This is a genomic window from Streptomyces sp. NPDC020731 (genome assembly GCF_044334705.1).
GTDB lineage: Bacteria > Actinomycetota > Actinomycetes > Streptomycetales > Streptomycetaceae > Streptomyces.
Map to the genome: position 1 here is coordinate 172902 of NZ_JBIRTN010000016.1, position 25533 is coordinate 198434.

Below are 25533 nucleotides of genomic sequence, written 5' to 3' on the forward strand. Positions count from 1 at the left end.
GTCGACCTCCCGGAGGGTTCTCTTGAGTCTCGCGTTCCTGCTGACCACCCTGGTCGTGGTGGTCACCCCCGGCACCGGCGTGGTGTACACCCTCGCCGCCGGGCTGTCCCACGGCCGTCGGGCGAGCGTGGTGGCCGCGCTCGGCTGCACCCTCGGCGTCGTGCCGCACCTGGTGGCGACGATCAGCGGTCTCGCCGCGCTGCTGCACACCAGTGCCGTCGCCTACGGGGTGGTGAAGTACCTCGGTGTCGGCTATCTGCTGTACATGGCGTGGGCGACGCTGCGCGACAAGGACACGCTGGCCGTCGAGGCGGAGGCCGAGCCGCGGCCGGCGCTCCGCGTGATCGCCTCAGGAGTCCTGATCAACGTGCTGAACCCGAAACTGACGATGTTCTTCGTCGCGTTCCTCCCCCAGTTCGTCCCCGCCGGCGCGCCCGGCTCCCTCGGCCTCATGCTCCGGCTCGGCGCGGTCTTCATGGCACTGACCTTCGTCGTCTTCGCCGCGTACGGCATGTTCGCCGCGGCCGTGCGCGACCGCCTGACGGCCCGCCCCCGGATCATGACCGGCATCCGCCGGGTGTTCGCCGTCTGCTTCGTGGGTCTGAGCGCACGGATGGCGGTGGCGTGACATGCGTTTCCGGCACGCAGACGCGCTCTGGTCCGACCATCCCCACCTCGCGGTGGGCGCGCTCCACACCACCGGCGTCAGCCGGGCGGCCGACGTCGGCCCGCGCGTCGCGGAGTACACCGCCCGCGCCCTGGCCCGGCTGGCCGACGCCCCCGAGGGCCAGTTCCCCGAAGTGCTCGCCTGGCGGCGGGTCTTCGCCCGGATGGGGCTGAAGCCGACCCAGTACAGGTGCGCCTCGGAGTCCCTGCTGCGGCGGCTGCGCAAGGAGGGAGCACTGCCGCACATCCACCCGGTGGTCGACCTGTGCAACGCGATCTCCGTCGCGTACGCCGTCCCGGTCGCGGTGCTCGACGCCGACCGCGTCACCGGCCCGCTGCTCGAAGTGCGTCACGCCCGTGGTGACGAGGAGTACACGACCTTCGGCGGCGGTACGGAACACCCGGCACCCGGCGAGGTGACGTACGCCGACTCCGCCGGGCGGGCGCACGCCCGCCGCTGGACCAACCGGCAGAGCGGCCACTCCGCGGTCGGCGACCGCACCAGCCGGATCTTCGTGGTGGTGGAAGCCGTGCACGACGGCGGAACGGACACCGTCGCGGAGGCGCTGCGGACGATCGAACGGGAACTCACCGCGCACTGGCAGGTCACTCCGGTGACGGCCCTTCTCACCCCCTCCGCAGGGGAGTTCACGTTCAGCGACGAGCCACTGTCCGGCACTCGGGCGGCGCCGTAGCGGTGCGGGGCACCGGTGGCACCATGGGTGCGGTGAGCGAGAGGGAAGCACTGACGAGCGGTACGGCGGCGCACGGCTCCGACTTCCTGCAGTTGCGGCCCGACGACGCACCCGCGGGCGGCAAGGCGGACTGGCTGGCCGGGCGGCTGCGGCAGGCGATCACCGACCGCCGGCTGACCGTGGGCAGCAGGCTGCCGGCCACCCGGGTGCTCGCCGCCGAGCTGCGCGTCTCCCGGGGCGTGGTCACCGAGGCGTACCGGCGGCTCGCCGAGGACGGCCACGTCGAGGGACGCCGACGCGGCGGCACGGTGGTGGTCGCGGCGCCCCCCGCCCGCGAACCGAAGGTCCCGCACCCCGGCCGGACAGCGCCCCGCTCCCCCTTCACCGGCGAGCCCGGCGCCGACGTCTTCGACGCGCTGCGCGCCGCCGACGCCCGCATCGACCTCACCCCCGGCCGGCCCGACCTCTCCGCGTTCCCCCGCACGGCCTGGCTGCGCGCCGAACGGGCCGTGCTCGCCGAACTGTCCACCGCGGACCTCGGATACGGCGATCCCCGCGGTGCCCCACGGCTGCGCCGCGCCGTCGCCGACTGGCTGGCGCGCAGCCGCGGCATCCGGGTCGAGCCGGACGGGATCCTGATCGTCGCCGGCACCGCGCAGGCGCTCACCCTGCTGCACCCCGTGCTGTCGGCGGACGGCGTCACCGGTGTCGCGGTGGAGGACCCCGGCTCGCTCGGCACCCGCCAGCACCTGCGGAACGGCGGTCTGGCCACCCCGCCGGTACCGGTCGACGACCAGGGCCTGCGCGTCGACGCGCTGCGCGCCACCGGCGCCCGGGCGGTACTGCTCACACCGGCCCACCAGTTCCCCACCGGGGTCGTGACAAGCGGCGGGCGCCGCCGCGAACTGCTGCGCTGGGCCGCGGACGGCGGCCTGATCCTGGAGGACGACTACGACGCCGAGCACCGCTACGACCGCCCGCCCGTACCCGCGCTGCGCTCCCTGCTCACCGACCGCCTCTGCTACATGGGCAGCGTCTCCAAACTCCTCGCCCCCGCACTGCGGATCGGCTGGATGATCCCGCCGCCCCACCATCTGCACGCGCTGACCGAAGCGAAACGCTTCACCGACCTGGGCAACGCCGTGCTGCCGCAACTGGTCCTCGCCCGGCTGATGGAATCGGGCGGACTGGAGCGGCACCTACGCCTGCTCCGCGCCCGCCACGTCCGCCGCCGCGACGCGGTGATCGACGCCGTCACCGCACACCTGCCGGGCGCGGCCGTCCACGGCGCGGCGGCCGGCCTGCACCTGACGGTCACCTACGCGCCGGACGTACCCGACACCGAACTGGCCGCCGCCGCCCTCGCCCGCGGCGTGAAGTGCCACCCCCTGTCCTGGCACCGCCAACTCCCCGGCCCCCGGGGCCTGGTCCTCGGCTACGCGGCCGACCCGCCCGGAGCCCTCACCGAGGGCGTACGGACCCTCGGCCAAGCCCTGCGCGAGCTGACCCGGCGCTCCTGAGCTCCATGTCACCGTCTCTCCCCATCTGTAACAGGGGTGTATTAGGGGGTGGTTGGGCGAAACGGCGACCGGACCGAACGGCTCTTGGTGCTCAGAAACGCTCGCCCGGACCGACGGGCCGGCACCCCGACCGACACCGAGGAAGACACCATGCGCGTCAACAAGATCACCATCGCAGCCCTGGCCGTTGTCGCGGGTCTCTCGCTCACCGCCTGCCAGAACGACGACGCCGCCACGGGCCAGGGCAACTCGTCCGCCGCGTCCTCCTCTTCCTCCTCGTCCTCTTCCTCCTCGAACGACGGTTCGGGCTCGGGTGACTCGGCCCAGGGAACCGCGGAGGACTCCGCCGGGGAGAGCTCGGACCAGGAGCAGAGCGCGACCGGCAAGTGCCGCACCGACGAGCTGGAGGTCACGGCGCAGGACAACACGATCGGCGGCGACGAGGACAACACCGTCGCGGTGACGTTCACGAACGGCGGCGGCCGGGACTGCTCGATCGCGGGCTTCGCCGGTGTCGACCTGAAGACCAATGCGGGGACGGTGTCCGCGGAGCGCACGGGTGAGCCGGCCCCCGCGACCGTCCTGAAGGACGGCGAGTCGATCTCCTTCCACATCTCCTACCCGGCCAACGACACGGGCGGCTCCGGCGTCCGCATCACCGGGCTCGTGGTGACCCCGCCGAACGAGACGAAGTCGGTCACCCTCGACTGGCCGGGCGCCGCCTCGCTGCCCGTCACGGACGGCTCCGGCACCCCGGTGAAGGTCGGCCCGATCGGCAGCGCCGGCCAGGGCGGCTGACCGCACCACCGGCACCGGGCCGCCTCGGCGGACGGTACGGGTGGGCACGGGCTCAGGCCGCGCTCGCCACCCCGCTCGTTGTCGTCGGTCCGTACCGGCAGTCACGGCAGCGGCCGGGTTCCGGGGCGCGGAAGGGCCGATCGCAGCCGTCGCAGTCCTGGAAGGGAGGCGGGCGGTGGGCGCCTGCCGTGACCGGTGAACGCGCCGGGACCGCGGGAAGCGGCGGGGGCAGCAGCTCGCGGAGGCGGTAGGCGAGCACGCCCGCCGGATGCTTCATGGGGACGGGCAGGTCGGCGGTCAGGGTGCGGTGGACGGCGGCGGGGGCGGCGCCTCGTTCGAGCCAGTCGACGACGCTCGGGGCCAGTCTGTTCACGTCCCGCAGGGACAGGGTGAGGCGTTCGTCGGTCCGACGCAGGCCGGCGAGGAGGGTGACCGCCTCCTCGTACCACCGCCCCGAGCGGGCGGGCTCGCGCGGCGGATCCACGGGGACGGCAGCGGGTACGGACGTCACCTCAGGGGCCTCCACCGGCGCGTCCGGGACGACCGGAGCGTCCGGGACGACCGGAGCAACCAGGACAACCGGCTCACCAGGTGCTTGGTCGCCCTCCTCGGGAGTCTCCCGACCGCCCGCGCCCTCCACCGAGTCCCGAGCACGGGCACGTCCCGTCCCCGCACGCCCGGCCGTCCGGGCGGGAACGGACGACACGGCCGCCCGCGCGGGCAGCGGCGTGTGGTGGGCGTACGTACGCGTCACCAGACGGCCCGCCTCCGTGTGCTCGCGGACCCGCTCCAGATAGCCGTGCGCCTCCAGCTCCCGCAGTGCGAACGCGATCCGGTCCCGCCCCTCGGGGAAGCGCTCGGCGAGACTGCGGATGTCGACCGGCGTGCCCTCGGGCACCGACATGATGTGGGCCGCCAGCCCGATCGCGGTCAGCGACAGCTCGCGGTGCTGGGCGAGGTGGTTGCCGATCACCACGTACTGGCCGGACTGGTACGTGCGTACGTGGGTGACACCGGAGGGTGTGGCGGATCCTCGAACACCCTGAATCGGGAGCGGGGCAGGACTAGGCTTCTTCTCAGCCATGGGGAAGCTCTTCTCTTCCTTGTTGGTCAGGCCCTCGCCTCGGAAGTGAAGTTCCCGGCGGGGGCCGACGTACGTACGGGCTTGTGGGAGCGCCGAGTTGCTTCGGCCCTCAGCGCTGAGACTGCCCGCCCGAACCCCCGCCGCGCCAGCCAGTTCGAGGCGTTTCACCCGCCCGAGTGACCTACGCGAGGTTTGGTCGGGTTGGTTGGTTTTTACCCTTGGTACTTAGGTCTTTTACCGCCCGCAGCCCCGTCCCGCGCCCCGCCGCGTCCCGCCGCACCCGGCTCCGGTGCCCCACCACCCAAGACACTCCCCTCCGGCCCTGTCGCCAGTGACGGTGGTTACGGCGCCCGAGTGACGACCGCGGCCTTCCACCCGCCCTCGCCGACGCGGCCCCCACCGCACTCGCCGAGGACATCGACGCTCTCTGCCCCCGAGGTCACCGGAAGCGGCCGGGCTCCAGCTCGGCCCACACGGTCTTGCGCGGGAACGGCCCCGGCAGCACACCCCAGCGGTCGGCCGACTCCTCGACCAGCAGCAGCCCGTAGCCCGACTCGGCGGGCTCCGGCGGCGCGTCCCGGGCCACGGGCGCGCTCTCGCCCCTGGGGTCGGCCACCTCGATGCGCAGCACCCCGTCCACGGTGACGGTGAGGGTGAGCCGGAAGCCCCGGCCCGGGACACGGCCGTGCAGGACGGCGTTCGTGGCCAGTTCGGCGACGATCAGCCGGGCCGGATCCAACGGCAGCCCCCAGGCGTCCAGTTGCTCGGTGGCGAGCAGGCGGGCGAGACGGGCGCCCCGGCGGGTGGCGGAGAGCGGCACGGTGAACTGGTGGAGCGGGGTGCGTGATGCGGCGATTCCTTGATTCATGTCACTCAGCGTGTTCAGTCACGCGCCTGTTGTGAAGGCGAGTGGCCCGTGCGGCCGGGGGCTGTCCGGCTCCGTCCGGGCCGCCCCCTCAGGGCGACGGCAGCGGAAGGCACGGCACGCGCGGGTGCCGCAGGTGCTGTCCGCCGTCGTGGACGCACAGGGTGAAGGTCTCCGGCCCCGGCCGCCCTGCCGTGTCGTAGGCGTCGAGAACGCGCTCGACCCGTTCCCACAGCCGCACCGGACCTCCCTCCCGCACCCGCCAGCCACCGTCGCCGTCCGGCGTCAGCACGGCGGCCGACCCGCTCACCACATCGATCAGATGCAGGACATCGCCGACGGTGGCCAGTTGGGCGTCGGGCACCGCGCTCTGCGCGAGGAAGCGCAGGTGGAAGGCCTCCTCGGTCGCGGCGGTGATCCGCTCGGGACCGTGCCGGGCGACCCGCGCCTCCCCCGGCAGCTCCGCCGCCCAGTGGGCGGGGTTGCCGAAGGCCGGCGCCGCATGCGTACGCGCCGACATGAAGGAGACCGCGCCACCCAGCAGACGCCCCTCGGCGGTGCCGTCCCCGGCGACCGTGAGCAGGGCGCGGGCGTACCCGTAGAGCCAGCCGGAGAGCGTCAGCAGGATTTTTCCGCCCGGCCGGGTCTGGGCGACCAGGGCCGGGGGCACCGCCCGGAAGGAGCAGGCGGCGACGATCCGGTCGAACGGGGCCTCGGGCCAGTACCCGTACAGCCCGTCCGCTACCGCGAGGGTGGGGGCGTAACCGCAGCCGTGCAGCGCGCTCGCGGCCCGCTCCAGCCGGTGCGGGTCCACCTCGACGCTCGTCACGCCGGCCGACCCGAGGCGTTCGCAGGCGAGCGCGGTCGAGTAGCCCGTCCCCGTGCCGATCTCCAGCACCGTGTGCCCCTCCCGGACATCGGCGTCGGCCCACATCCGCACCACGAGCGACGGCAGGGTGGAGGACGAGGTCGGGGCCCCTCCGAACCGCTCGGCCGGGTGCTCCCAGTCGGGTTCGTCGCCGTCGAACTGCGTGACGAGCGTGGTGTCGGAGTACGCGGCGGCCAGCCAGCGCCCGTGGTCGAGGCGGGCGGTGACCGGCTGCCACAGGGGCAGCCCCTGCCCGTCGCGCCCCTCGCCGGGCAGGTAGAAGCCGGGCACGAACCGGTGCCGGGGCACCGCCTCCACGGCCGCCCGCCAGCCCGGATCGTCCAGCGCCCCGCGTACGGCGAGGTCCTCCGCCATGACCGCGCGCAGCCGCGCGGCATCGGTGTCGAGGTCGACGGGCAGCGTCATGAACGGCCCTTCCTTTCCACGGTGAGAAGATCGGCGAACGCCTCGGTGACGTCCTCGGCGTCGGGCAGCCGGCCCCACTGTCCGTTCGGGTTGCACTCGATCGCCGTCCAGTGTTCCGGGTCGCCCCCGTCCCCGGTGAGCGCGAAGTCGAAGCAACCGAAGACCAGACCGAACGAGGCCAGGTAGGCGTGCAGCGCCGCCTCGACGGACGGCGGCACGGTGATCGGGGCGTGGAGCAGGGCGCCCCAGTCGCCCCGGCGCCAGTCCAGCGCACCAGGTGTAGCGGGCGGTCTGGGTGACGGGGTCGAGCGCCACCGTCGCGTACGGCGGCGGCCCGACCGGCAGCCGGTCGGTGACCAGGCGCAGCGCCCAGGGGGTTTCGGGGGTGAGCGTCGTCATGGGGTTCCCTTCTCTGTCCGCGATGCGGAGTTCCAGATTCTCGCCACCCAGTGTGCTCACGCGTGTGCACACTGTGAATACGGGCAGCTCGTACGGCCGGTGGCTGTACGCCGGCTGTCCGGTTTCTGTCCGCCCTGCCCGGGGTGACCGCGCGCGGGCGGCCGGAGTTGGTCCGGGGAAGGGCGCGCGACGGGAGGCGGCGAACATGGGTGAGTGGGAAGCGGGGCTGGACGACGAAGAGGCCGGGGCCGTGATGCGTACGGTCACCCGGCAGCTGAAGCTGTGGCGGGAGGCGGCCGGCCTCACCCAGGCGGAGTTCGGGGCGGCGATCAAGTACGGGGAGGAGACGGTCTCCTGCGTGGAGCGGGGGCGGCGGATTCCCCGCCCGGAGTACCTGGACGCGGCGGATGAGGTCCTCGGCGCGGGCGGCAAGATCGCCGCGATGAAGAAGGACGTGGCGGAGGTCCGGTACCCGAAGAAGGTGCGGGACGTGAAGCGCCTGGAAGCGGAAGCCGTCGAGATCTGCTCTTACAACAACTCGGTCATCGACGGGTTGTTGCAGACCGAGGAATACGCGCGTGCGGTGTTCGGCTCACGGCGTCCGCCGTTCACGAAGGAAGAACTGGAGCAGCAGGTCACTGCGCGGGCGGCACGCCAAGAGATCATGGACTGCACCGCCACGTTGCCGGTCTTCAGCTTCGTCCAGTGCGAGTCGACCTTGCGGCGCCCGTACGGGGGCACAATGGTGATGCGCAAGCAACTCGAACAGCTGTTGCGGTTGGGCGGGTTGCTGAACGTTGACCTTCAGGTCATGCCTCTTGGGCGCGAGGCGAACGCCGGGGTCGATGGCCCGTTCCGGGTACTCAGGCTCAAGGAAGGCATCACCGTGGGCTACAACGAGGTTCAGCTCACCAGTCGTTCGATCGTCGACCCCAAGCTCGTTCAGATCCTTGAGATCCGTTACGGGGCCATCCGCTCCCAAGCCCTCACTCCCGAAGAGTCCCTGGCCTTCATCGAGAAAATGCTGGGAGAGCCATGAGCTTCAAGCCCGCCTCCAGGGACGAGACAGTGCTCAAGTGGATAAAGAGCAGCTACAGCGGTGCAGACACCCCCTCCTGTGTCGAAGTCGCCACTACCTTGGCAACCGTCCACGTACGCGACTCCAAAATCCCGGACGGCCCTCGCCTCGCCCTCGCCCCCACCACCTGGGCGACCTTCCTGCCGTACGCCTCGGGCAGCTGACGCGAACGGGGCGGGCACAGCACACACGCGTGCTGCACCCGCCCCGCCGCTCGCCGGGATCAGGTCGTCGACCGCCGCCTCCGCGCCCCCGGCCGCCGCTCGCTCGGCCGGGTCACCGGGTCGCCGGCGTCCAGCGCGGCCAGCCGGCGCCGCGTGCCGAAGTCGGCCAGGGCCTCCGCCAGCTTGTGGACCGACGGCTCGGGAGCCATCACGTCCACGCGCAGGCCGTGCTCCTCGGCCGTCTTCGCCGTCGCCGGGCCGATGCAGGCGATCACCGTCACGTTGTGCGGCTTGCCCGCGATGCCCACCAGGTTCCGGACCGTCGACGACGACGTGAACAGCACCGCGTCGAAGCCGCCGCCCTTGATCGCCTCGCGGGTCTCCGCCGGGGGCGGCGACGCGCGCACGGTCCGGTAGGCCGTGACGTCGTCGACCTCCCAGCCCAGCTCGATCAGGCCCGCGACCAGCGTCTCCGTGGCGATGTCGGCACGGGGCAGGAAGACCCGGTCGATCGGGTCGAAGACCGGGTCGTACGGAGGCCAGTCCTCCAGCAGACCCGCCGCCGACTGCTCACCGCTCGGCACCAGGTCCGGCTTCACTCCGAAGGCGATCAGCGCGTTCGCCGTCTGCTCGCCCACCGCCGCGACCTTGATCCCCGCGAAGGCACGCGCGTCGAGGCCGTACTCCTCGAACTTCTCGCGGACCGCCTTCACCGCGTTGACCGAGGTGAACGCGATCCACTCGTAGCGGCCCGTCACCAGGCCCTTGACCGCCCGCTCCATCTGCTGGGGCGTGCGCGGCGGCTCGACGGCGATCGTCGGCACCTCGTGCGGCACGGCCCCGTACGACCGCAGTTGGTCGGAGAGCGACGCCGCCTGCTCCTTCGTGCGCGGTACGAGCACCTTCCAGCCGAACAGCGGCTTGGACTCGAACCACGCCAGCCGGTCCCGCTGGGCGGCGGCACTGCGCTCACCGACCACGGCTATCACCGGCCGGCCGCCCTCCGGGGAGGGCAGCACCTTCGCCTGCTTCAGCATCTGCGCGATCGTTCCGAGCGTCGCCGTCCAGGTGCGCTGCCGGGTCGTCGTACCGGCGACCGTCACCGTCAGCGGGGTGTCGGGCTTGCGTCCGGCGGACACCAGTTCGCCCGCCGCGGCGGCCACGGAGTCCAGCGTGGTGGAGACGACCACCGTGCCGTCCGACGCCCCGACCTCGGTCCAGCACCGGTCGGACGCCGTCCGCGCGTCGACGAACCGCACGTCCGCGCCCTCGGCGTCGCGCAGCGGCACACCGGCGTACGCGGGTACGCCGACCGCCGTCGCGACACCGGGGACGACCTCGAACGGCACCCCTGCCGAGGCGCACGCCAGCATCTCTCCGGCGGCGTACGCGTCGAGCCCGGGATCACCGGACACCGCACGCACGACCCGCCTGCCGCCCCGCGCGGCCTCCATGACAAGATGTGCCGCATCCCGCATCGCGGGGGCACCGGCGGTTGTTGACGCGCCGTCAACGACCGTCAGCTGGGGCGTACCCGTGCCTGGATCCGACGTATCGGCGTCCGTGTGCACTTCGGCGACGCCCCGCCTCGCGTGCGTGCGTACGACGTCGAGCACCTCGTGCTCGGCGACGAGGACGTCCGCGTTCGCCAGCGCCTCCACGGCGCGCAGGGTCAGCAGTCCCGGATCCCCGGGTCCGGCACCGAGGAAGGTGACGTGCCCGTGTTCCGGAGGGGCGGGAAGGGTGGTGGGGCTCACTGTGCTCGCTCCCCCATCAGACCGGCCGCGCCCTGCGAGAGCATCTCGGCGGCGAGGTCGCGACCGAGCGCCATCGCCGCCTCGTGCGTCTCGGGCACGGGACCGGTGGTGGACAGCTGCACCAGCGTCGAGCCGTCGGTCGAGCCGACGACGCCGCGCAGGCGCATCTCCTTGACAATCTGCCCGTCGGCCAGCAAGTCGGCCAGCGCCCCCACGGGTGCGCTGCAGCCGGCCTCCAGGGCGGCGAGCAGGGAGCGCTCGGCCGTCACGGCGGCCCGCGTGAACGGGTCGTCGAGCTCGGCGAGCGCGGCGATCAGCTCCGCGTTGTCCGCGGCGCATTCGATCGCCAGTGCCCCCTGGCCGGGGGCGGGCAGAACCGTGTCGACCGACAGGAAGTCGGTCACCTCGTCACTGCGTCCGATCCGGTTCATTCCGGCGGCGGCCAGCACCACGGCATCGAGTTCGCCCTTCATGACGTACCCGATGCGGGTGTCGACGTTGCCCCGGATCGGGACCGTCTCGATGTCCATGCCGTGGCTGCGCGCGTACGCGTTCAGCTGCGCCATGCGGCGCGGCGAACCGGTGCCGATACGGGCGCCGCGCGGCAGATCGGTGAGCTTCAGCGCGTCCCGCGTGACCATCACGTCGCGCGGGTCCTCGCGCACCGGTATGGCCGCCACGACCAGTTCGTCGGGCTGCGCGGTCGGCAGGTCCTTCAGCGAGTGCACCGCGAAGTCCACCTCGCCCCGCGCCAGCGCCTCGCGCAGCGCGGCCACGAACACCCCCGTGCCGCCGATCTGCGCGAGGTGCTCGCGCGAGACGTCACCGTACGTGGTGATCTCGACGAGCTCGACGGGCCGTCCGGTCACCTGGCTCACGGCTTCCGCCACCTGCCCGGACTGGGCCATGGCGAGCTTGCTCCGCCGCGTCCCCAGCCTCAGTGCCTTCTCAGTCATGCCGGCCCTCGGTTCCTTGCGTTCTTCTCGGTGCTTTCCTCGGCTCGGGAGACGGAGGCCACCGTCTCGGGGTCGAGGTCGAACAGGGTGCGCAACGCGTCCGCGTACCCGGCGCCGCCGGGCTCGGCCGCGAGCTGCTTGACCCGTACCGTCGGCGCGTGGAGCAACTTGTCGACCACCCGCCGCACGGTCTGGGTGATCTCCGCGCGGTGCTTGTCGTCCAGGCCGGGAAGCCGCCCCTCCAGTCGGGCGATCTCGCCGGCCACCACATCGGCCGCCATGGTGCGCAGGGCGACGACGGTCGGCGTGATGTGCGCCGCCCGCTGTGCCGCCCCGAACGCGGCGACCTCGTCGGAGACGATACGCCGGACCTGGTCCACATCGGCAGCCATCGGAGCGTCCGCGGACGCCTCGGCGAGCGACTCGATGTCGACGAGGCGCACACCGGCGAGGCGGTGCGCGGCCGCGTCGATGTCGCGCGGCATCGCGAGGTCCAGCAGGAACAGCACGGGCTCGGGGCGCGGCGGCTCGGCCACCGGCTCCGGACGGCGCCGCTCGGGGATCCGGCCGACGGCGGAAGCGGTCGCGACGAGCGCGCCGATCAGCTCGGCGTCGGCCTCCGGACCGCCGCGGCCGGCCCGGCGGCGGTCGACGGTCGTCCCCGCGGCCCACGTGGCGTGCTGCTCCAGCGTCGCCGCGTCCATACCGGCGACGGCGGCCTCGCCCATCACGGAGAAACCGGGCCGTACGGCGGACAGGTCCAGCGGGCAGCCCTCCTCCGCGCCCACGGAGGTGGGCGGGAGCGGAGCCTCGGCGGCCTCGTCGTCCAGGTCGACGACCGGCTGCTGTCCGATACGGCTCTCCACACCCGCGGCGATCGCGTCGGCCGTGAGGACCAGTCCCGTCGCGCCGGTGCAGGAGACGACGACGTCGGCACGTGTCAGCTCGAACGGCACCGATCCCATCGGGACCGCGCGGGCCAGCACGTCCGTGTCGTCGCCCTCGGCGAGGATCTGTGCAAGACGCTCGGCACGCTCGGGCGTGCGGTTGGCGATCACGATCTCGCCGACACCGGCCCGCGCGAGCGTGGCCGCGGCCAGCGAGGACATCGAACCGGCACCGATGACCAGGGCCTTCTTGTCCCGTACCCAGGTCTCGACGGGCGCGCCGACGGCCAGCTGCTCCAGGCCGAAGGTGACCAGGGACTGTCCGGCGCGGTCGATACCGGTCTCGGAGTGGGCCCGCTTGCCGACCCGCAGCGCCTGCTGGAACAGGTCGTTCAGCAGCCGTCCGGCGGTGTGCAGCTCCTGTGCGCGGGCGAGCGCGTCCTTGATCTGGGCGAGGACCTGGCCCTCGCCCACGACCATCGAGTCGAGGCCGCAGGCCACCGAGAACAGGTGGTGGACGGCCCGGTCCTCGTAGTGCACATAGAGATAAGGAGTGAGCTCCTCCAGGCCGACCCCGCTGTGCTGGGCGAGCAGCGTGGACAGCTCGGCGACACCGGCGTGGAACTTGTCCACGTCGGCGTACAGCTCGATGCGGTTGCAGGTGGCGAGGACCGCGCCCTCGGCGGCGGGCTCCGCGGCGACCGTGTCCTGCAGCAGCTTGGTCTGCGCGTCCGCGTTCAGCGAGGCCCGCTCCAGCACGCTGACCGGCGCGCTGCGGTGGCTCAGTCCGACGACGAGGAGACTCATGCCGGCATCACGGCGGGTACGTCCCCGTCGGGCCCCTGGTCGGTGGCGGAGTTCTTGCGGGCAACGGCGGCCGGGGCGACGGCGGTCCCGGCCGCCGCCTCCTCACCGGCTTTGCGCTGCTCGTGGAAGGCGAGGATCTGCAGCTCGATGGAGAGGTCCACCTTGCGCACGTCGACACCGTCCGGAACGGTCAGCACGGTCGGCGCGAAGTTCAGGATGGAGGTGACACCGGCGGCCACGAGACGGTCGCAGACCTGCTGGGCGGCGCCGGCGGGGGTCGCGATCACGCCGATCGACACGCCGTTGTCCGTGATGATCGACTCGAGCTGGTCGGTGTGCTGGACCGGGATGCCGGCGACGGGCTTCCCGGCCATCGCGGGGTCGGCGTCGATCAGCGCGGCGACCCGGAAACCACGGGAGGCGAACCCGCCGTAGTTGGCGAGGGCGGCGCCGAGGTTACCGATTCCCACGATCACGACCGGCCAGTCCTGGGTCAGGCCGAGCTCACGGGAGATCTGGTACACGAGGTACTCGACGTCGTAGCCGACGCCCCTGGTCCCGTACGAGCCCAGGTAGGAGAAGTCCTTGCGCAGCTTCGCGGAGTTGACCCCCGCGGCGGCCGCCAGTTCCTCCGAGGAGACCGTGGGCACCGAGCGCTCGGAGAGCGCGGTGAGGGCGCGGAGGTACAGCGGAAGGCGGGCGACGGTGGCCTCGGGAATCCCTCGGCTACGGGTCGCCGGTCGGTGAGTTCGGCCAGTTGCCACGGTGCTCCTGCGGGTAGAGCGGGGCTTCAGGCGGTCATACGTCAGGTCATACGTCCCCGGACCGCCCCGTCGAATGCAGGCTATGTCTTTGTGAACGCGTGCACAAAGATTGTGTCCGATTTGCCCGGCCAACGTGACCGGGGTCACGCGCCCCCGGCGCACTCGCGAGGAACCGGCGCGCGAGCACCACCGTTCCTTTTCTTCTGGGGGCAAAACCGCACACTCTCCTCTGTGAATCCCGCCCCCGAGACCAAGTCACCATCGATCCTAAGCGACTTTCCGGTCGGTTTGGACTGGCCGGTCAGTCGGCGAGGGCCTTGCGGAGACGGTCCTCGTTCACGCGCCAGAAGGTGTGCTGACGGCCGTCGACGAGAACGACGGGGATCTGCTCCCAGTACCGGTCGTGCAGCTCCTGGTCCTGGGTGATGTCCTTGCGCTCCCACGGGACACCGAGCTCTCCGCACACCTTCTCCACCACCACCTGCGCGTCGTCGCACAGATGACAGCCGGGCTTGCGGACGAGGGTGACGAGCCGGTCCCGCGGGGCGGCCGGGGCGTTGCGGCGGAAGAGAGGGCTCATACGGGCCATTGTCGCGCGCGCCCCGACTCCCGGACCCGGGGAGTTCACGAGGCTCGAACCTCTCGGCTCCGGAACATCCTCGTCGACTGGCTATGCTCACGCCATGGCCGCTCTCGGATGGCTCACTCCCCGTAGGCGCTCCGCCACGGCGCGGAGCGTGTTGGCAGGCGAGGCCTCGGCGGAGGCCGCACGGAAGTCCACCCAGGAGATTTCCGAACGCGAACCCGAATTCCCGGTACCCGGCGACGAACGGGCCGCCGCGTTCTTCGACCTGGACAACACGGTGATGCAGGGCGCGGCCCTGTTCCACTTCGGGCGGGGCCTGTACAAGCGGAAGTTCTTCGAGACCCGCGACCTCGCCCGGTTCGCCTGGCAGCAGGCGTGGTTCCGGCTGGCCGGGGTCGAGGACCCCGAGCACATGCAGGAGGCCCGCGACTCGGCGCTCTCCATCGTCCAGGGCCACCGCGTCTCCGAGCTGCAGTCCATCGGCGAGGAGATCTACGACGAGTACATGGCCGAGCGGATCTGGCCGGGGACCCGGGCGCTGGCACAGGCGCACCTGGACGCGGGGCAGCGGGTGTGGCTGGTGACGGCGGCACCGGTGGAGATCGCGCAGGTGATCGCGCGCCGGCTGGGGCTGACCGGGGCGCTGGGGACGGTCGCGGAGTCGGTCGACGGCGTGTACACGGGCAAACTGGTGGGCGAACCGCTGCACGGTCCAGCGAAGGCGGAGGCGGTACGCGCGCTGGCGCTGGCGGAGGAACTGGACCTCGGCCGCTGCGCGGCGTACAGCGACTCGCACAACGACATCCCGATGCTGTCGCTGGTGGGCCACCCGTACGCGATCAACCCGGACTCCAAGCTCCGCAAGCACGCCCGCCGCATGGACTGGCGCCTGCGCGACTACCGCACCGGCCGCAAGGCGGCCAAGGTCGGCATCCCGGCGGCGGCGGGCGTGGGCGCGGTGGCCGGCGGCACGGCAGCCGCCATCGCCCTCCACCGCAAACGCCGCTGACCCGCACGAGACCACGACCACCCGCAGCCCCTACTCCCACGAACAACCGCCGCATTCCACCGCTGCCGCCCCCACGGGCAGCCGCCGCATCCCGCCGCCCCGCGGGCAGTCGTGCCGCTGGGGCGGCACGGACGGACCGGGGGTACCCCCTCCGGGGGAGGCACCCCGCAAGCGCCGGGCCGCGCGAACACCCCCGACCGGCCACATGACCGCGCAACCGGTCAACACCCGGCCAATCCGACTCCCGTACCCCGCAACCCCCCTGTCCAGCCCTCTTGGCTGCACACGGCCACAACCCGCCCCACACCGCCACGAAACACGAACGATTCCGGTCAACAACCGGTCACCAGACCGCACCTGATCGCCCATCAACCGGTTACAGAAGCGACGCAATCGGTGATTTGAGCAACTCGGTGTAGCAGAGCCTGTACGAAGCGTTATTCTCCTCAGACGCAATCCGGTACCCACCCATAGCCACGACGGGTGAACGGTCCCGCACTGCACGTGATGGAAGCTCTGCCTCTGGGAGTCCCGTGTACCCACATGTCGGGGTTGACGCCTCGGGCCTGGCTACGCTGCGCGCGACAGTCGCGACAGCCCGAGACCTGCTGCGCGGCATCGTCCCCACCGCGCACGCAGTCCCCGCATTCGCCACCGCCCCCGCCGCCGGCCCGTGCTACGCCCTCGCCGACGGCAGCGCCGCGGTCGGCAGACGGGGGCGCCACTCCGCGGCACCCTCCACAGCGCCCGCCGCCGCGGCCAAGGGCGCGGCCAGAGGGGCCGCCGCCAGGACGACCACCGGCGCCCCCACCGCCCGCCGCCCCGCCGCCGACAGCGACAGCGCCCGGATGATGGACCTCGTCGAGCGCGCCCAGGCCGGCGAGGCCGAGGCCTTCGGGCGGCTGTACGACCAGTACAGCGACACCGTCTACCGCTACATCTACTACCGGGTGGGCGGCAAGGCGACCGCCGAGGACCTCACCAGCGAGACCTTTCTGCGCGCACTGCGCCGCATCGGCACCTTCACCTGGCAGGGCCGCGACTTCGGCGCCTGGCTGGTGACCATCGCCCGCAACCTCGTCGCCGACCACTTCAAGTCCAGCCGCTTCCGCCTCGAGGTCACCACCGGGGAGATGCTCGACGCCAACGAGGTCGAGCGCTCCCCCGAGGATTCCGTTCTCGAGTCACTGTCCAACGCCGCCCTCCTCGATGCCGTACGACGACTCAACCCCCAACAGCAGGAGTGCGTCACGCTCCGATTCCTCCAGGGTCTGTCCGTCGCCGAGACCGCCCGTGTGATGGGCAAGAACGAGGGCGCCATCAAGACCCTCCAGTACCGGGCCGTCCGCACCCTCGCCCGGCTCCTCCCGGACGACGCCCGCTGACCGAACACACCCGCCGGCCGGAACATGCTCCGCGACACCCAACTCGCGGTACGTGAAACACGGTTGGCTTCCTCATTCGGTCATCCCGGGTCCGTAACCCAAGTGCCGCGCCACTCGTTGTGCGGGATACAGGCTCCCTGTGGTCACCCCCTGACCGGCTTCGATCACTCGATCGTATGGCCCCGGTCAGGGCGGGGAACCCTCAGAACCCCCTGGGGAGTCGACCGTGATGACGAGAGGAGGTGCCGCCAGTGATCGCGAACGTATCGGCGCACCGGCGGGCGAACGCCTTCGCCCAGGCCCTGGAGGAGCAGTCCGACCGGGGCACGGCGGCCGAGCAGTCCGAAGGATCGGCACCGGCCCCGGCCGCCGCCGCGGAGACCGGGCAGGCACAGCTGCTCACGCTGGCCTCCGGCCTCGGCGCGCTGCCCAAACCGGAACTGGACCCCGAGGTCAAGGTCGTCCAGCGGGCCCAGCTGGTGGCCGCGTTCGAGGCCATGCTCCAGGAGGGCACCGCTGCGGGCGAGGCGAGGGATCAGGCCGTACCCGGACAGCGCTCGCGCCGGGCCGGGGGCACCCACCGGGCGACCCCACTGGGCAAGCTGCGACCACGGTCGCGGCTGGCCAAAGGGCTCACCGCGGGCGGACTCACCGTCGGCGTCGCCGCCGGCGCCCTCGGCGGAGTCGCCGTCGCCAGCTCCGACGCCCTGCCCGGTGACTCCCTCTACGGAGTCAAGCGCGGCATCGAGGACGTCAAGCTCGGCCTCGCCGACGGCGACGACGAGCGTGGCCGGGTCTACCTCGACCACGCCTCCACCCGTCTCGGCGAAGCCCGTCGGCTGATGGAGCGCGACCGCAGCGGCCCCCTCGACCACGAGTCCCTCGGCGAGATCCGCCGCGCCCTCTCCGGCATGCGGCACGACGCCGCCGAGGGCCACCGGCTGCTGCGCGAGGCCTACGAGCGCGACCCGGACTCCCTGAGCCCCATGCAGGCGCTCTCCTCCTTCTCCCAGGCACACCGCCAGAGCTGGGGCACCCTGCGCGACCGGCTGCCCGTGCAGCTGGGGGACGTGAGCGAGCAGGTCTCGTCGGTGTTCGACGCCATAGACGAAGACGTCGCCCCGCTGCGGTCGCTGCTCCCCCGGCCCCCGGCCGACGAGGACGACGACGGCGCACGGCGGCGCGACTCCGGTCCGGCGTCCGACGCCCCGTCCGGCACGGGCCCCTCGCAGTCCTCCGGCACCGGCGACGGCACCCCCGACGAGAGCGGCGCCGGCAGTACCGGTCCGTCCGGTTCCGCCGACGCCGACCGCGAGAGCGACGGCCTGCTCGGCGGCAACACCGGCGGCCTGCTCGACCCGCCCAAGGAGAGCGCCACCGTCACCACCCCGCCACCGGGGACGGGCGGCATCACCCCGCCCTCCGCCCCCGACGTCACCCTCCCGCCCCTCCTCCCCGGCCTCCTCCCCGGCCTGGGCATCGACAGCGAGGACGCCGAGTAGGACCGGATACGCAGTTCCCGCCCCTCCCAGGGGCGGGAACTGCGCCCTTCAGGGGCGCGGGGAACTGCGCGAACAACCACGACCGGCCCGCACCCGCCACACAACCCGTCGCACCGAGCTCTCCCGCGCCCCCGAGGTCAAAAAGGGGCACCCCCTCAAAAGAACACCGACCGCCGCTGCACCAGCAACTTGACCCCTCCTGCCTGCTGCCCTCGCACTGCTCCGCAGGCTTCGCACAGCTGCGCCGGACTCCGCCCGTCGCCTCACCTCACCCGGTCGGTACAACGCGCCTCAGAAGAACACCGACCGCCGCTGCACCAGCAACTTGTACAGCGTGTGCTGGATCTGCTCCCTGACCTGGTCGGTCAGGTTGAACATCAGCATCGGGTCGTCCGCCGCCTCCGGCGGATAACCGTCCGTCGGGATCGGCTCACCGAACTGGATCGTCCACTTCGTCGGCAGCGGAATCGCGCCCAGCGGGCCCAGCCACGGAAACGTCGGCGTCAGCGGGAAGTACGGAAAGCCCAGCACCCGCGCCAGCGTCTTCGCGTTGCCGATCATCGGGTAGATCTCCTCCGCCCCGACGATCGAGCACGGGATGATCGGGGCGCCCTGCCGCAGCGCCGTCGAGACGAACCCGCCGCGCCCGAACCGCTGCAGCTTGTACCGCTCGCCGAACGGCTTCCCGATGCCCTTGAACCCCTCCGGCATCACCCCCACCAGCTCACCCTGCCCGAGCAGGCGTTCGGCGTCCTCCGCGCAGGCCAGGGTGTGCCCGAGCTTGCGGGCGAGTTCGTTGACCACCGGCAGCATGAACACCAGGTCCGCCGCGAGCAGCCGCAGATGACGGCCGGCCGGATGACGGTCGTGGACGGCGACCTGCATCATCAGACCGTCCACCGGCACCGTCCCGGAGTGGTTGGCGACGATCAGCGCGCCGCCCTCCGAGGGGATGTTCTCGACGCCCTTCACCTCGACCCGGAAGTACTTTTCGTACATCGGCCGCAGCAGGGACATCAGGACCTGGTCGGTGAGCTCCTCGTCGTAGCCGAAGTCGTCGACGTCGTAGTCCCCGGTGAGCCGACGGCGCAGAAACGCCAGACCGCTCGCGACCCGCTGCTCCAGGCCGCCGGCGCCGTCGCCTGCCGGCTCCTGGGGCTGCTCGTCCACACCGGTCACCGGTTCATCATCCTGCACGGACGCCACACCCGGCAGCGGCTGGACGTCCCCGACCGCCGCGGGCTGCGCGCCGCCCTGGCGCCGGCCCCCCGCGCCCCGGCGGCGCGACGGGCGCTGCGTGGCACCCCCGCGCGAGCGGTGGTCGTCGTCGAACGGAATGACCTTGGCGTCCGCCATCGTTGCTGCGCTCCTCAGTTGGCGCTCTGCGTCGGGGGGTGACCGCTGCCCGGCAGGGGCAGCGCGGCGATCCGGTCGACGGCCCTCACGAGCGTCTCCGGCGGAAGCAGCCCGGGGCCGCGACTGCGCACGAAGTCCGCGAACGTTTCGGCGGTCGAGTACTTCGGGGTGAAGCCCAGCGTCTCCCGCATCTGGTCCGTCGCCACCACCCGCCCGTGTGTGAGCAGCCGGATCTGCTCGGGCGAGAAGTCCGTCATCCCCAGCGTACGCACCAGCGAACCTGCCCAGGTGACCGCGGGAAGCAGCAGTGGCACGGTCGGCCGGCCGAGCCGCCGCGAGCACTGCGAGAGCAGCAGCACGCCGTCACCGGCGATGTTGAAGGTGCCGCTGTTGAGCGTGGATCTCCGGGGTTCGTGCGAGCCGATCCGCAGCACCTCGATGACGTCGTCCTCGTGCACGAACTGCAGCCGGGGGTCGTAGCCGAACACGGTCGGCAGCACCGGCAGCGAGAAGTACGAGGCGAGCGGGCTGTCCGCGGCCGGGCCCAGGATGTTGGCGAACCGCAGCACGCACACGGCGACGTCCGGACGGCGGCGCGCGAAGCCGCGCACGTACCCCTCGACCTCGACCGTGTCCTTCGCGAAGCCTCCGCTGGGCAGGGACTTGGGCGGGGTCGACTCGGTGAAGACCGCCGGGTCGCGGGGCGCGGAACCGTAGACGTTCGTACTGGACTTCACGACCAGCCGCTTGATGTTCGGGGACTTCTGGCAGGCACCGAGCAGCTGCATGGTGCCGATGACGTTGGTCTCCTTCAGCGCGGTCCGGCCGCCGCTGCCGAGCGGCGTGCCCGTCACGTCGAGGTGGACGACCGTGTCGGCGCCCGACTCGGCGAGCACCCGCGCGATGGTGGGCTGGCGGATGTCCCCCTGGACGAAGTCGGCGCCGCCCAGGTGGTGCTCGGGCGGGACCGCGTCCACGGCGACGACCCGGTCCACCTCGGGATCCCGCAGGATCCGCCGGACGAAACGGCCCCCCAGCTGACGGGCCACCCCGGTCACGAGCACGACCTTTCCCAAGATCAGCGCCTTCCTCTCGCCCTGCTCCCGACGGCCAACCTATCGGGTCGTCGTCGCTCTGTGGTGCCGACCGGATGCTTGAAGTGACGACAGCCCCGGACGTACGAATGGCAGTGGCCCCCCACCGAGGTGCGGTGGGGGGCCACTGGACACGCTCTCGCGCTGTCGCTTACTTCTTGTTGCGACGCTGGACGCGCGTGCGCTTGAGCAGCTTGCGGTGCTTCTTCTTGGCCATCCGCTTGCGCCGCTTCTTGATAACAGAGCCCACGACTACCCTCGCTCACTTCTCATCACTCGGTGTTTGGGCGCCATGGGCCCACACGACCTACGAGGGGCTAGCCTACCCGCCCGAGCGCCGAGACCGTAATCGAGGTGACCGGGGAGGCCCGTGAGTGCCCGGTACGGACCTCCCCGGATCGCCGTCAGGCGGTTTCCACCCCCACGTAGCTCTCGCGGAGGTACTCGTGAACCGCTTGCTCCGGGACGCGGAAGGACCGCCCCACCCGGATCGCGGGCAGATGACCACTGTGCACCAGCCGGTACACGGTCATCTTCGACACTCGCATCACCGAGGCGACTTCCGCCACGGTAAGGAACTGAACCTCGTTCAGAGGCCTCTCGCCAGCTGCAGCCATGACACACCTGAACCTTCCGCACTCGACGGCCACCGGCTTCCCCTTCCGGTGACTCTTCGTCGCTGCGTGCTCACTCCCCAATGTAGGGGCGGGTGATGCGAGTGGGGAAGAGGTGCACCCATCGGCGGCCTACTGTGACAGACACGCTCGATTGAGTATGTAGCGGGTCAACGGCAGGTAGTAATCGGACCGCACGCCGTCATCAAGTGGAACGACGAGGGATACGGCCCCCTCGGCCTCGCCGACGAACGGCGCGGGGTCGTTCACATCGGCCGGGCCGACGGCCTCGAACCCCAGCTGACCTGCCCCGCATACCCAGCCGTGGTCTCCGATCACCAACTCCGGAAGCGGTCCGCCGGCGTCGGCCGCCGCGACGAGCGCGGTCCGAACCGGGAGGGGGGAGTGCGTGTGTGCGCCGGGCTCACAACCGGGGCGTTCCGCGGTCGCGCCCCGGACGAGCCCGACTCCTCGTACGTAGTCGAGGTTGTACGTGCGTAGACCGAACCGGGTCGTTATGTCGACACAGCGACCCCGTGCGGGGGTGAGGACGGCACATCCCGCCGCCGACAAGGCGTCTGCCAGAGCGGCGTAGAAGCCGAGCAGCCGGTGCGGATGACCGGTGCCGAGCAGCACCGGCCCGCCACGCTCCGCAACGACCGCCAGCCGCTCCGCGAAGGCGTCCAGGGCGGCCAGGGTCCGCTCGGGGTCGATCACATCATGGCCGGAGGTGTGCGCGGGATCGGCCGAAACTCCACACCTGTCCGCCATCAAAGCGAGCAACTCCCGCTCACCCCATACCCATTCGGGGTCCAACCCGATCAGCAGACGCGGATCCCGGGCGGCGAACAACCGGTAACTCCGCAGGCTCTCCTCCCGCGTCGTGCCCACGACCCCGGCGAGCCGGGCCGTGAGGAGATGCGCGCGGAGGTCAGCGGTGGTCAGCACGGAAGCGATGGTGCGGGACACGGGATCGGGGCGCGCCCGGAACCGGCGGACACCGCACGGTCGGAGTAACGGGCACCGCTCCTACGGCAGCAGCCCCCGCAACGGGAACACCGCCCGCCGCGCCGCCAGGATCGCCTGGTCCAGGCGGTCCGCCGGGTCGTACCCCTCGTCCCACGCGGCCCAGGACACCGGCCACCGCCCGTCCGTCATCCGCCGGGGCGCCGGCTGCCGGGTCCGGGCGTACACCTCCTGCCGCCAGCCCTCGGGGATCACCGTCGTGGGGTCCACCGGCCGCTCGGCCGCGATGCCCACCAGATGGGTCCAGGACCGCGGCACGACCTCCACCACCGCGTAACCGCCACCGCCCAGCGCCACCCAGCGACCGTCGGCGTACTCGTGCGCCAGCTCGTGGCACGCCACCTGCACCGCCCGCTGCGCGTCCAGCGACACCGCCAGGTGCGCCAGCGGATCCTCGAAATGCGTATCGGCCCCGTGCTGCGTCACCAGCACCTGCGGCCGGAAGTCCGCGATCAGCTCCGGCACGACGGAGTGGAACGCCCGCAGCCACCCCGCGTCCCCGGTCCCGGCCGGCAGCGCCACGTTGACCGCGCCGCCCTCCGCGCCACCCGCCCCGGTCTCCTCCGGCCACCCGGTCTGCGGGAACAGCGTCCGCGGATGCTCGTGCAGCGAGATCGTCAGCACGCGCGGATCCTCCCAGAACGCCGCCTGCACCCCGTCCCCGTGGTGCACGTCGACATCGACGTACGCGACCCGCTCCGCGCCCAGCTCCAGCAGCCGCGCGATCGCCAGCGCGGCGTCGTTGTACACGCAGAAGCCGGAGGCCGCGCCCGGCATGGCGTGGTGCAGCCCGCCCGCGAAGTTCACCGCGTGCGGCGCGTCCCCGCGCCACACCGCCTCCGCCGCGCCCACGGACTGCCCCGCGATCAGCGCCGACACCTCGTGCATCCCGGCGAACGCGGGATCGTCCAGCGTCCCCAGCCCGTACGACTGGTCAGCGGCCGCCGGGTCCGCCGACGCGGCCCGCACCGCCTCGATGTAGTCCTCCCGGTGGACGAGCCGCAGCGTCGACTCCCCGGCCGCCTTCGCGGCGACCACCTCCACCTCACGGTCGAGCCCCAGAGCACCGACCAGACTCCGGGTCAGCGCCAGCCGGACCGGGTCCATCGGATGGTCCCGGCCGAAGTCATAGCCCGTTACTGCCTCGTCCCACATCAGCTGTACGCGCCCGCTCATGCCCGCCACCGTATCGGTCCGGTTCAGTCGCGAACGACCTGGCGTACACGAGCGTCACCAGCACCAACACCATCGGCACAAGCATCGCCCCGCGGTAGCTCCAGGCGTCGCCGAGCGCCCCGACCAACGGCGAACCGATCAGGAAACCCACATAATTGAAGACATTGAGCCGCGCCACGGCAGCATCCGAAGCTCCCGGACGACCACTCTCGAAAGCCCGCCGCCCGGCCGCCGCGAAGGTCTGCGGCACCAGCACACACAGCCCGAGCCCCAGCAGCGTGAACCCCAGCATCCCCACCCACGCCCCCGAAGCCCCGGCCACCACGGCGAACCCCACCGCCGCCACCAGCGCCCCCGCCCGCACCACCGCCACAGCACCGAACCGCCGCACCCCGACATCCCCGATCACCCGCCCCAGCAGCGTGGTGACCATGTAGACGTTGTACGGAACGGTCGCCAGCTGCTCCGAACCCCCCAGCACGTCCTGGAGGTACTTCGCACTCCAGTTGGAGACCGTCGAGTCCCCGATGTACGCCACCGTCATCACCAGGCACAGCGGCAACAGCCACCTGAGGCCGTCGGCCGCCTGTTCGCCCTTCTTGTTCTCCTGTGCCGGCTCCTCGCCCCCGTCGACGTACCACCGGCTGCCGACCAGCGCGGCCGGCAGCAGCACCAGCACCACCGGCAGATACGACACCCACAACGCCAGATCCCAGTGCGCCCCCGCCCACGCGAGCGACGCCCCGACGATCCCGCCCAGGCTGTACGCGGCATGAAAACTCAGCATGATGCTGCGCCCGTACGCCCGCTGCAGACTCACCCCGAGCATGTTCATCGACGCGTCCAGCGCACCCACGGCCAGCCCGAACGCGGCCAGCGCCACGCCCAGCCCCACCATGTGCCCGCCCGCCCCGACGCCCAGCAGCGCCAGCAGCACCACCGGCTGCGACCAGCGCAGCACCCGGCTCGGCGGCACCCGCTTCACCAGCCGCTCCGTCGTGACGCTCCCGACGCCCGCCAGGATCGGCACGGCGGCGAGGAAGACCGGCAGCAGCGCGTCGGACACCCCGTACCGGTCCTGGATGGCCGGGATGCGCGTCACGAGCAGGGCGAAGGCGACGCCCTGCACGAGGAAGCCGAACGCCAGCGAGGCCCTGCCGCGCCGCAGCACATCAGTCATGGCGGCGAGCGTAGGGCTCGGGGGTACCGGTGGGTAGATCCGGTCAAAGATGAATTACCCTCAGTTTCGCGCTCGTGAGAGCAGGGGGACCAACTCCCCCATGTCCCCGAAGAGCCCTGTGGCCCCGGAGAGCCTCCCGGCAGGCGTCATCGCGGTGAACCCGTACACGTCCATCCCGGCCGCGACCGCCGCCTGCACGCCCAGCGGGCTGTCCTCGACGACCAGGCACCGCTCGGGCGCCACGCCCATCCGCTCGGCCGCGTACAGGAACAGGTCCGGCGCCGGCTTTCCCCGCCCCACGTCCTGCGAGCTGAAGATCCGCTCGTCGTCGAACCACCGGTCGAGCCCGGTCGTGCGGTGCCCCACCCGGATCCGCTCATGGCTCCCGGACGAGGCCACGCAGTACGGCACCCCGTCGGCGACCAGTTTCTCGAGTACGTCCATGGCGCCGACGACCGGCTTCAACTCCCGCTCGAACGCGGCGAAGACCCGGGCGTGGAACACGTCGTCGAAGTCCGCCGGCAACCGCTGCCCGGTCCGCTCCTCGACGAGATCGTGCACGCGATGCATGGCGGAGCCCATGTAGTCACGGATGGAGTCCTCGTACGAGGTCGGATGGCCGAGTTCGGTGAGAAAGGCGGCCAGGAGCCGGTTGGAGATCGGCTCACTGTCGACGAGAACACCGTCGTTGTCGAAGATGGCGAGGTCATAGCGCATGACTTCGACCCTAAACGCAGAAAGCCCCCGTGCCATCGGCACGGGGGCTTTCTCCAAGAATTGTTCGGCGGCGTCCTACTCTCCCACAGGGTCCCCCCTGCAGTACCATCGGCGCTGTAAGGCTTAGCTTCCGGGTTCGGAATGTAACCGGGCG

The 25533-nt window shown here is 71.8% G+C and carries 26 protein-coding genes, 1 rRNA gene and 1 pseudogene; 9 read left to right on the forward strand and 19 right to left on the reverse strand.

Annotation, left to right across the window (positions count from 1 at the left end):
• The first annotated feature begins 22 nt into the window (after positions 1 to 22).
• The 4 genes from ACH4VX_RS24750 to ACH4VX_RS24765 all read left to right on the forward strand — a co-directional run bounded on the left by ACH4VX_RS24750 (position 23) and on the right by ACH4VX_RS24765 (position 3679).
• Positions 23 to 628, forward strand: coding sequence for a LysE family translocator (locus ACH4VX_RS24750; protein ID WP_398370137.1), 606 nt, complete (start codon positions 23 to 25; stop codon positions 626 to 628).
• A gap of 1 nt (position 629) precedes the next feature.
• Positions 630 to 1361 (forward strand): B3/4 domain-containing protein, encoded by a 732-nt coding sequence (locus tag ACH4VX_RS24755; RefSeq protein ID WP_398370138.1) that lies wholly within the window; start codon positions 630 to 632, stop codon positions 1359 to 1361.
• A 23-nt stretch (positions 1362 to 1384) separates the two neighbouring features.
• Complete coding sequence (locus ACH4VX_RS24760; protein WP_398370140.1) at positions 1385 to 2881, forward strand: PLP-dependent aminotransferase family protein; 1497 nt, start codon at positions 1385 to 1387, stop codon at positions 2879 to 2881.
• Positions 2882 to 3031: 150 nt separating this feature from the next.
• Positions 3032 to 3679 (forward strand): DUF4232 domain-containing protein, encoded by a 648-nt coding sequence (locus ACH4VX_RS24765; protein ID WP_398370141.1) that lies wholly within the window; start codon positions 3032 to 3034, stop codon positions 3677 to 3679.
• A 52-nt stretch (positions 3680 to 3731) separates the two neighbouring features.
• On the opposite strand, the gene ACH4VX_RS24770 is transcribed toward ACH4VX_RS24765, so the two are convergent.
• From ACH4VX_RS24770 to ACH4VX_RS24790, 5 genes and pseudogenes are all read right to left on the reverse strand, one after another.
• Positions 3732 to 4763 (reverse strand): helix-turn-helix domain-containing protein, encoded by a 1032-nt coding sequence (locus ACH4VX_RS24770; RefSeq protein WP_398370143.1) that lies wholly within the window; start codon positions 4761 to 4763, stop codon positions 3732 to 3734.
• Positions 4764 to 5202: 439 nt separating this feature from the next.
• Positions 5203 to 5631 (reverse strand): ATP-binding protein, encoded by a 429-nt coding sequence (locus tag ACH4VX_RS24775; protein ID WP_398370145.1) that lies wholly within the window; start codon positions 5629 to 5631, stop codon positions 5203 to 5205.
• A gap of 88 nt (positions 5632 to 5719) precedes the next feature.
• A complete protein-coding gene (tgmC, locus tag ACH4VX_RS24780) occupies positions 5720 to 6922 on the reverse strand; it encodes an ATP-grasp peptide maturase system methyltransferase (protein ID WP_398370190.1) in 1203 nt (400 codons plus the stop codon).
• Positions 6919 to 7140: a hypothetical protein gene (locus ACH4VX_RS24785; protein WP_398370192.1), complete on the reverse strand. Its 222-nt coding sequence runs from the start codon at positions 7138 to 7140 to the stop codon at positions 6919 to 6921. The genes tgmC and ACH4VX_RS24785 overlap by 4 nt, the downstream gene beginning before the upstream one ends.
• A 106-nt stretch (positions 7141 to 7246) precedes the next feature.
• Positions 7247 to 7528, reverse strand: a pseudogene (locus tag ACH4VX_RS24790) (hypothetical protein); the annotation flags it as partial.
• Between ACH4VX_RS24790 and ACH4VX_RS24795 the strand changes: the two are divergent.
• Together ACH4VX_RS24795 and ACH4VX_RS24800 are read left to right on the forward strand one after the other, a co-directional pair.
• Positions 7527 to 8360: a Scr1 family TA system antitoxin-like transcriptional regulator gene (locus tag ACH4VX_RS24795; protein WP_193513641.1), complete on the forward strand. Its 834-nt coding sequence runs from the start codon at positions 7527 to 7529 to the stop codon at positions 8358 to 8360. The pseudogene ACH4VX_RS24790 and the gene ACH4VX_RS24795 overlap by 2 nt on opposite strands.
• A complete protein-coding gene (locus ACH4VX_RS24800; protein WP_398370146.1) occupies positions 8357 to 8563 on the forward strand; it encodes a DUF397 domain-containing protein in 207 nt (68 codons plus the stop codon). The genes ACH4VX_RS24795 and ACH4VX_RS24800 overlap by 4 nt, the downstream gene beginning before the upstream one ends.
• Before the next feature lie 59 nt (positions 8564 to 8622).
• On the opposite strand, the gene ACH4VX_RS24805 is transcribed toward ACH4VX_RS24800, so the two are convergent.
• The 5 genes from ACH4VX_RS24805 to ACH4VX_RS24825 all read right to left on the reverse strand — a co-directional run bounded on the left by ACH4VX_RS24805 (position 8623) and on the right by ACH4VX_RS24825 (position 14314).
• The gene (locus tag ACH4VX_RS24805) at positions 8623 to 10320 is read right to left on the reverse strand and encodes a uroporphyrinogen-III synthase (RefSeq protein ID WP_398370148.1); all 1698 of its coding nucleotides are present in this window, start codon (positions 10318 to 10320) and stop codon (positions 8623 to 8625) included.
• Entirely contained in the window at positions 10317 to 11276 is a 960-nt protein-coding gene (hemC, locus tag ACH4VX_RS24810) for a hydroxymethylbilane synthase (RefSeq protein ID WP_398370149.1), read from the reverse strand. Before hemC ends, ACH4VX_RS24805 begins: the two co-directional genes overlap by 4 nt.
• Positions 11273 to 12970 (reverse strand): glutamyl-tRNA reductase, encoded by a 1698-nt coding sequence (locus tag ACH4VX_RS24815; protein WP_398370151.1) that lies wholly within the window; start codon positions 12968 to 12970, stop codon positions 11273 to 11275. Before ACH4VX_RS24815 ends, hemC begins: the two co-directional genes overlap by 4 nt.
• Positions 12967 to 13734, reverse strand: a complete 768-nt coding sequence (locus ACH4VX_RS24820; protein WP_398370153.1) for a redox-sensing transcriptional repressor Rex — start codon at positions 13732 to 13734, stop codon at positions 12967 to 12969. The genes ACH4VX_RS24815 and ACH4VX_RS24820 overlap by 4 nt, the downstream gene beginning before the upstream one ends.
• A gap of 301 nt (positions 13735 to 14035) precedes the next feature.
• The gene (locus ACH4VX_RS24825) at positions 14036 to 14314 is read right to left on the reverse strand and encodes a glutaredoxin family protein (RefSeq protein WP_398370154.1); all 279 of its coding nucleotides are present in this window, start codon (positions 14312 to 14314) and stop codon (positions 14036 to 14038) included.
• 103 nt (positions 14315 to 14417) lie between these two features.
• Here ACH4VX_RS24825 and ACH4VX_RS24830 point away from each other — a divergent pair, with 103 nt between their 5' ends.
• The 3 genes from ACH4VX_RS24830 to ACH4VX_RS24840 all read left to right on the forward strand — a co-directional run bounded on the left by ACH4VX_RS24830 (position 14418) and on the right by ACH4VX_RS24840 (position 18216).
• Positions 14418 to 15329, forward strand: a complete 912-nt coding sequence (locus ACH4VX_RS24830; RefSeq protein ID WP_398370156.1) for an HAD family hydrolase — start codon at positions 14418 to 14420, stop codon at positions 15327 to 15329.
• Positions 15330 to 15862: 533 nt separating this feature from the next.
• A complete protein-coding gene (locus ACH4VX_RS24835) occupies positions 15863 to 16714 on the forward strand; it encodes an ECF subfamily RNA polymerase sigma factor, BldN family (RefSeq protein WP_398370158.1) in 852 nt (283 codons plus the stop codon).
• A gap of 251 nt (positions 16715 to 16965) precedes the next feature.
• On the forward strand, positions 16966 to 18216 hold the full coding sequence (locus ACH4VX_RS24840; protein WP_398370159.1) for a DUF5667 domain-containing protein: 1251 nt from the start codon (positions 16966 to 16968) through the stop codon (positions 18214 to 18216).
• A 291-nt stretch (positions 18217 to 18507) separates the two neighbouring features.
• Here ACH4VX_RS24840 and ACH4VX_RS24845 read toward each other — a convergent pair whose 3' ends face one another.
• From ACH4VX_RS24845 to rrf, 9 genes are all read right to left on the reverse strand, one after another.
• Positions 18508 to 19572 (reverse strand): lysophospholipid acyltransferase family protein, encoded by a 1065-nt coding sequence (locus ACH4VX_RS24845; RefSeq protein ID WP_398370160.1) that lies wholly within the window; start codon positions 19570 to 19572, stop codon positions 18508 to 18510.
• A gap of 14 nt (positions 19573 to 19586) precedes the next feature.
• Positions 19587 to 20648: an NAD-dependent epimerase/dehydratase family protein gene (locus ACH4VX_RS24850; RefSeq protein ID WP_398370162.1), complete on the reverse strand. Its 1062-nt coding sequence runs from the start codon at positions 20646 to 20648 to the stop codon at positions 19587 to 19589.
• A 169-nt stretch (positions 20649 to 20817) separates the two neighbouring features.
• Positions 20818 to 20916 carry a 30S ribosomal protein bS22 gene (locus ACH4VX_RS24855; RefSeq protein WP_003948845.1) on the reverse strand — a complete coding sequence of 33 codons (99 nt, stop codon included), beginning with the start codon at positions 20914 to 20916 and terminating at the stop codon, positions 20818 to 20820.
• Positions 20917 to 21070: 154 nt separating this feature from the next.
• Positions 21071 to 21283 (reverse strand): helix-turn-helix domain-containing protein, encoded by a 213-nt coding sequence (locus ACH4VX_RS24860; RefSeq protein ID WP_004984898.1) that lies wholly within the window; start codon positions 21281 to 21283, stop codon positions 21071 to 21073.
• Between the two features lie 129 nt (positions 21284 to 21412).
• Positions 21413 to 22228, reverse strand: coding sequence for a phosphatase (locus tag ACH4VX_RS24865; protein ID WP_398370163.1), 816 nt, complete (start codon positions 22226 to 22228; stop codon positions 21413 to 21415).
• Positions 22229 to 22309: 81 nt separating this feature from the next.
• Complete coding sequence (locus ACH4VX_RS24870; protein WP_398370164.1) at positions 22310 to 23482, reverse strand: acetoin utilization protein AcuC; 1173 nt, start codon at positions 23480 to 23482, stop codon at positions 22310 to 22312.
• A complete protein-coding gene (locus ACH4VX_RS24875; protein ID WP_398370166.1) occupies positions 23433 to 24662 on the reverse strand; it encodes an MFS transporter in 1230 nt (409 codons plus the stop codon). The genes ACH4VX_RS24870 and ACH4VX_RS24875 overlap by 50 nt, the downstream gene beginning before the upstream one ends.
• Before the next feature lie 60 nt (positions 24663 to 24722).
• Entirely contained in the window at positions 24723 to 25379 is a 657-nt protein-coding gene (locus ACH4VX_RS24880) for an HAD family hydrolase (RefSeq protein ID WP_398370167.1), read from the reverse strand.
• A 62-nt stretch (positions 25380 to 25441) separates the two neighbouring features.
• Positions 25442 to 25533, reverse strand: a 5S ribosomal RNA gene (gene rrf / locus ACH4VX_RS24885); the annotation flags it as partial.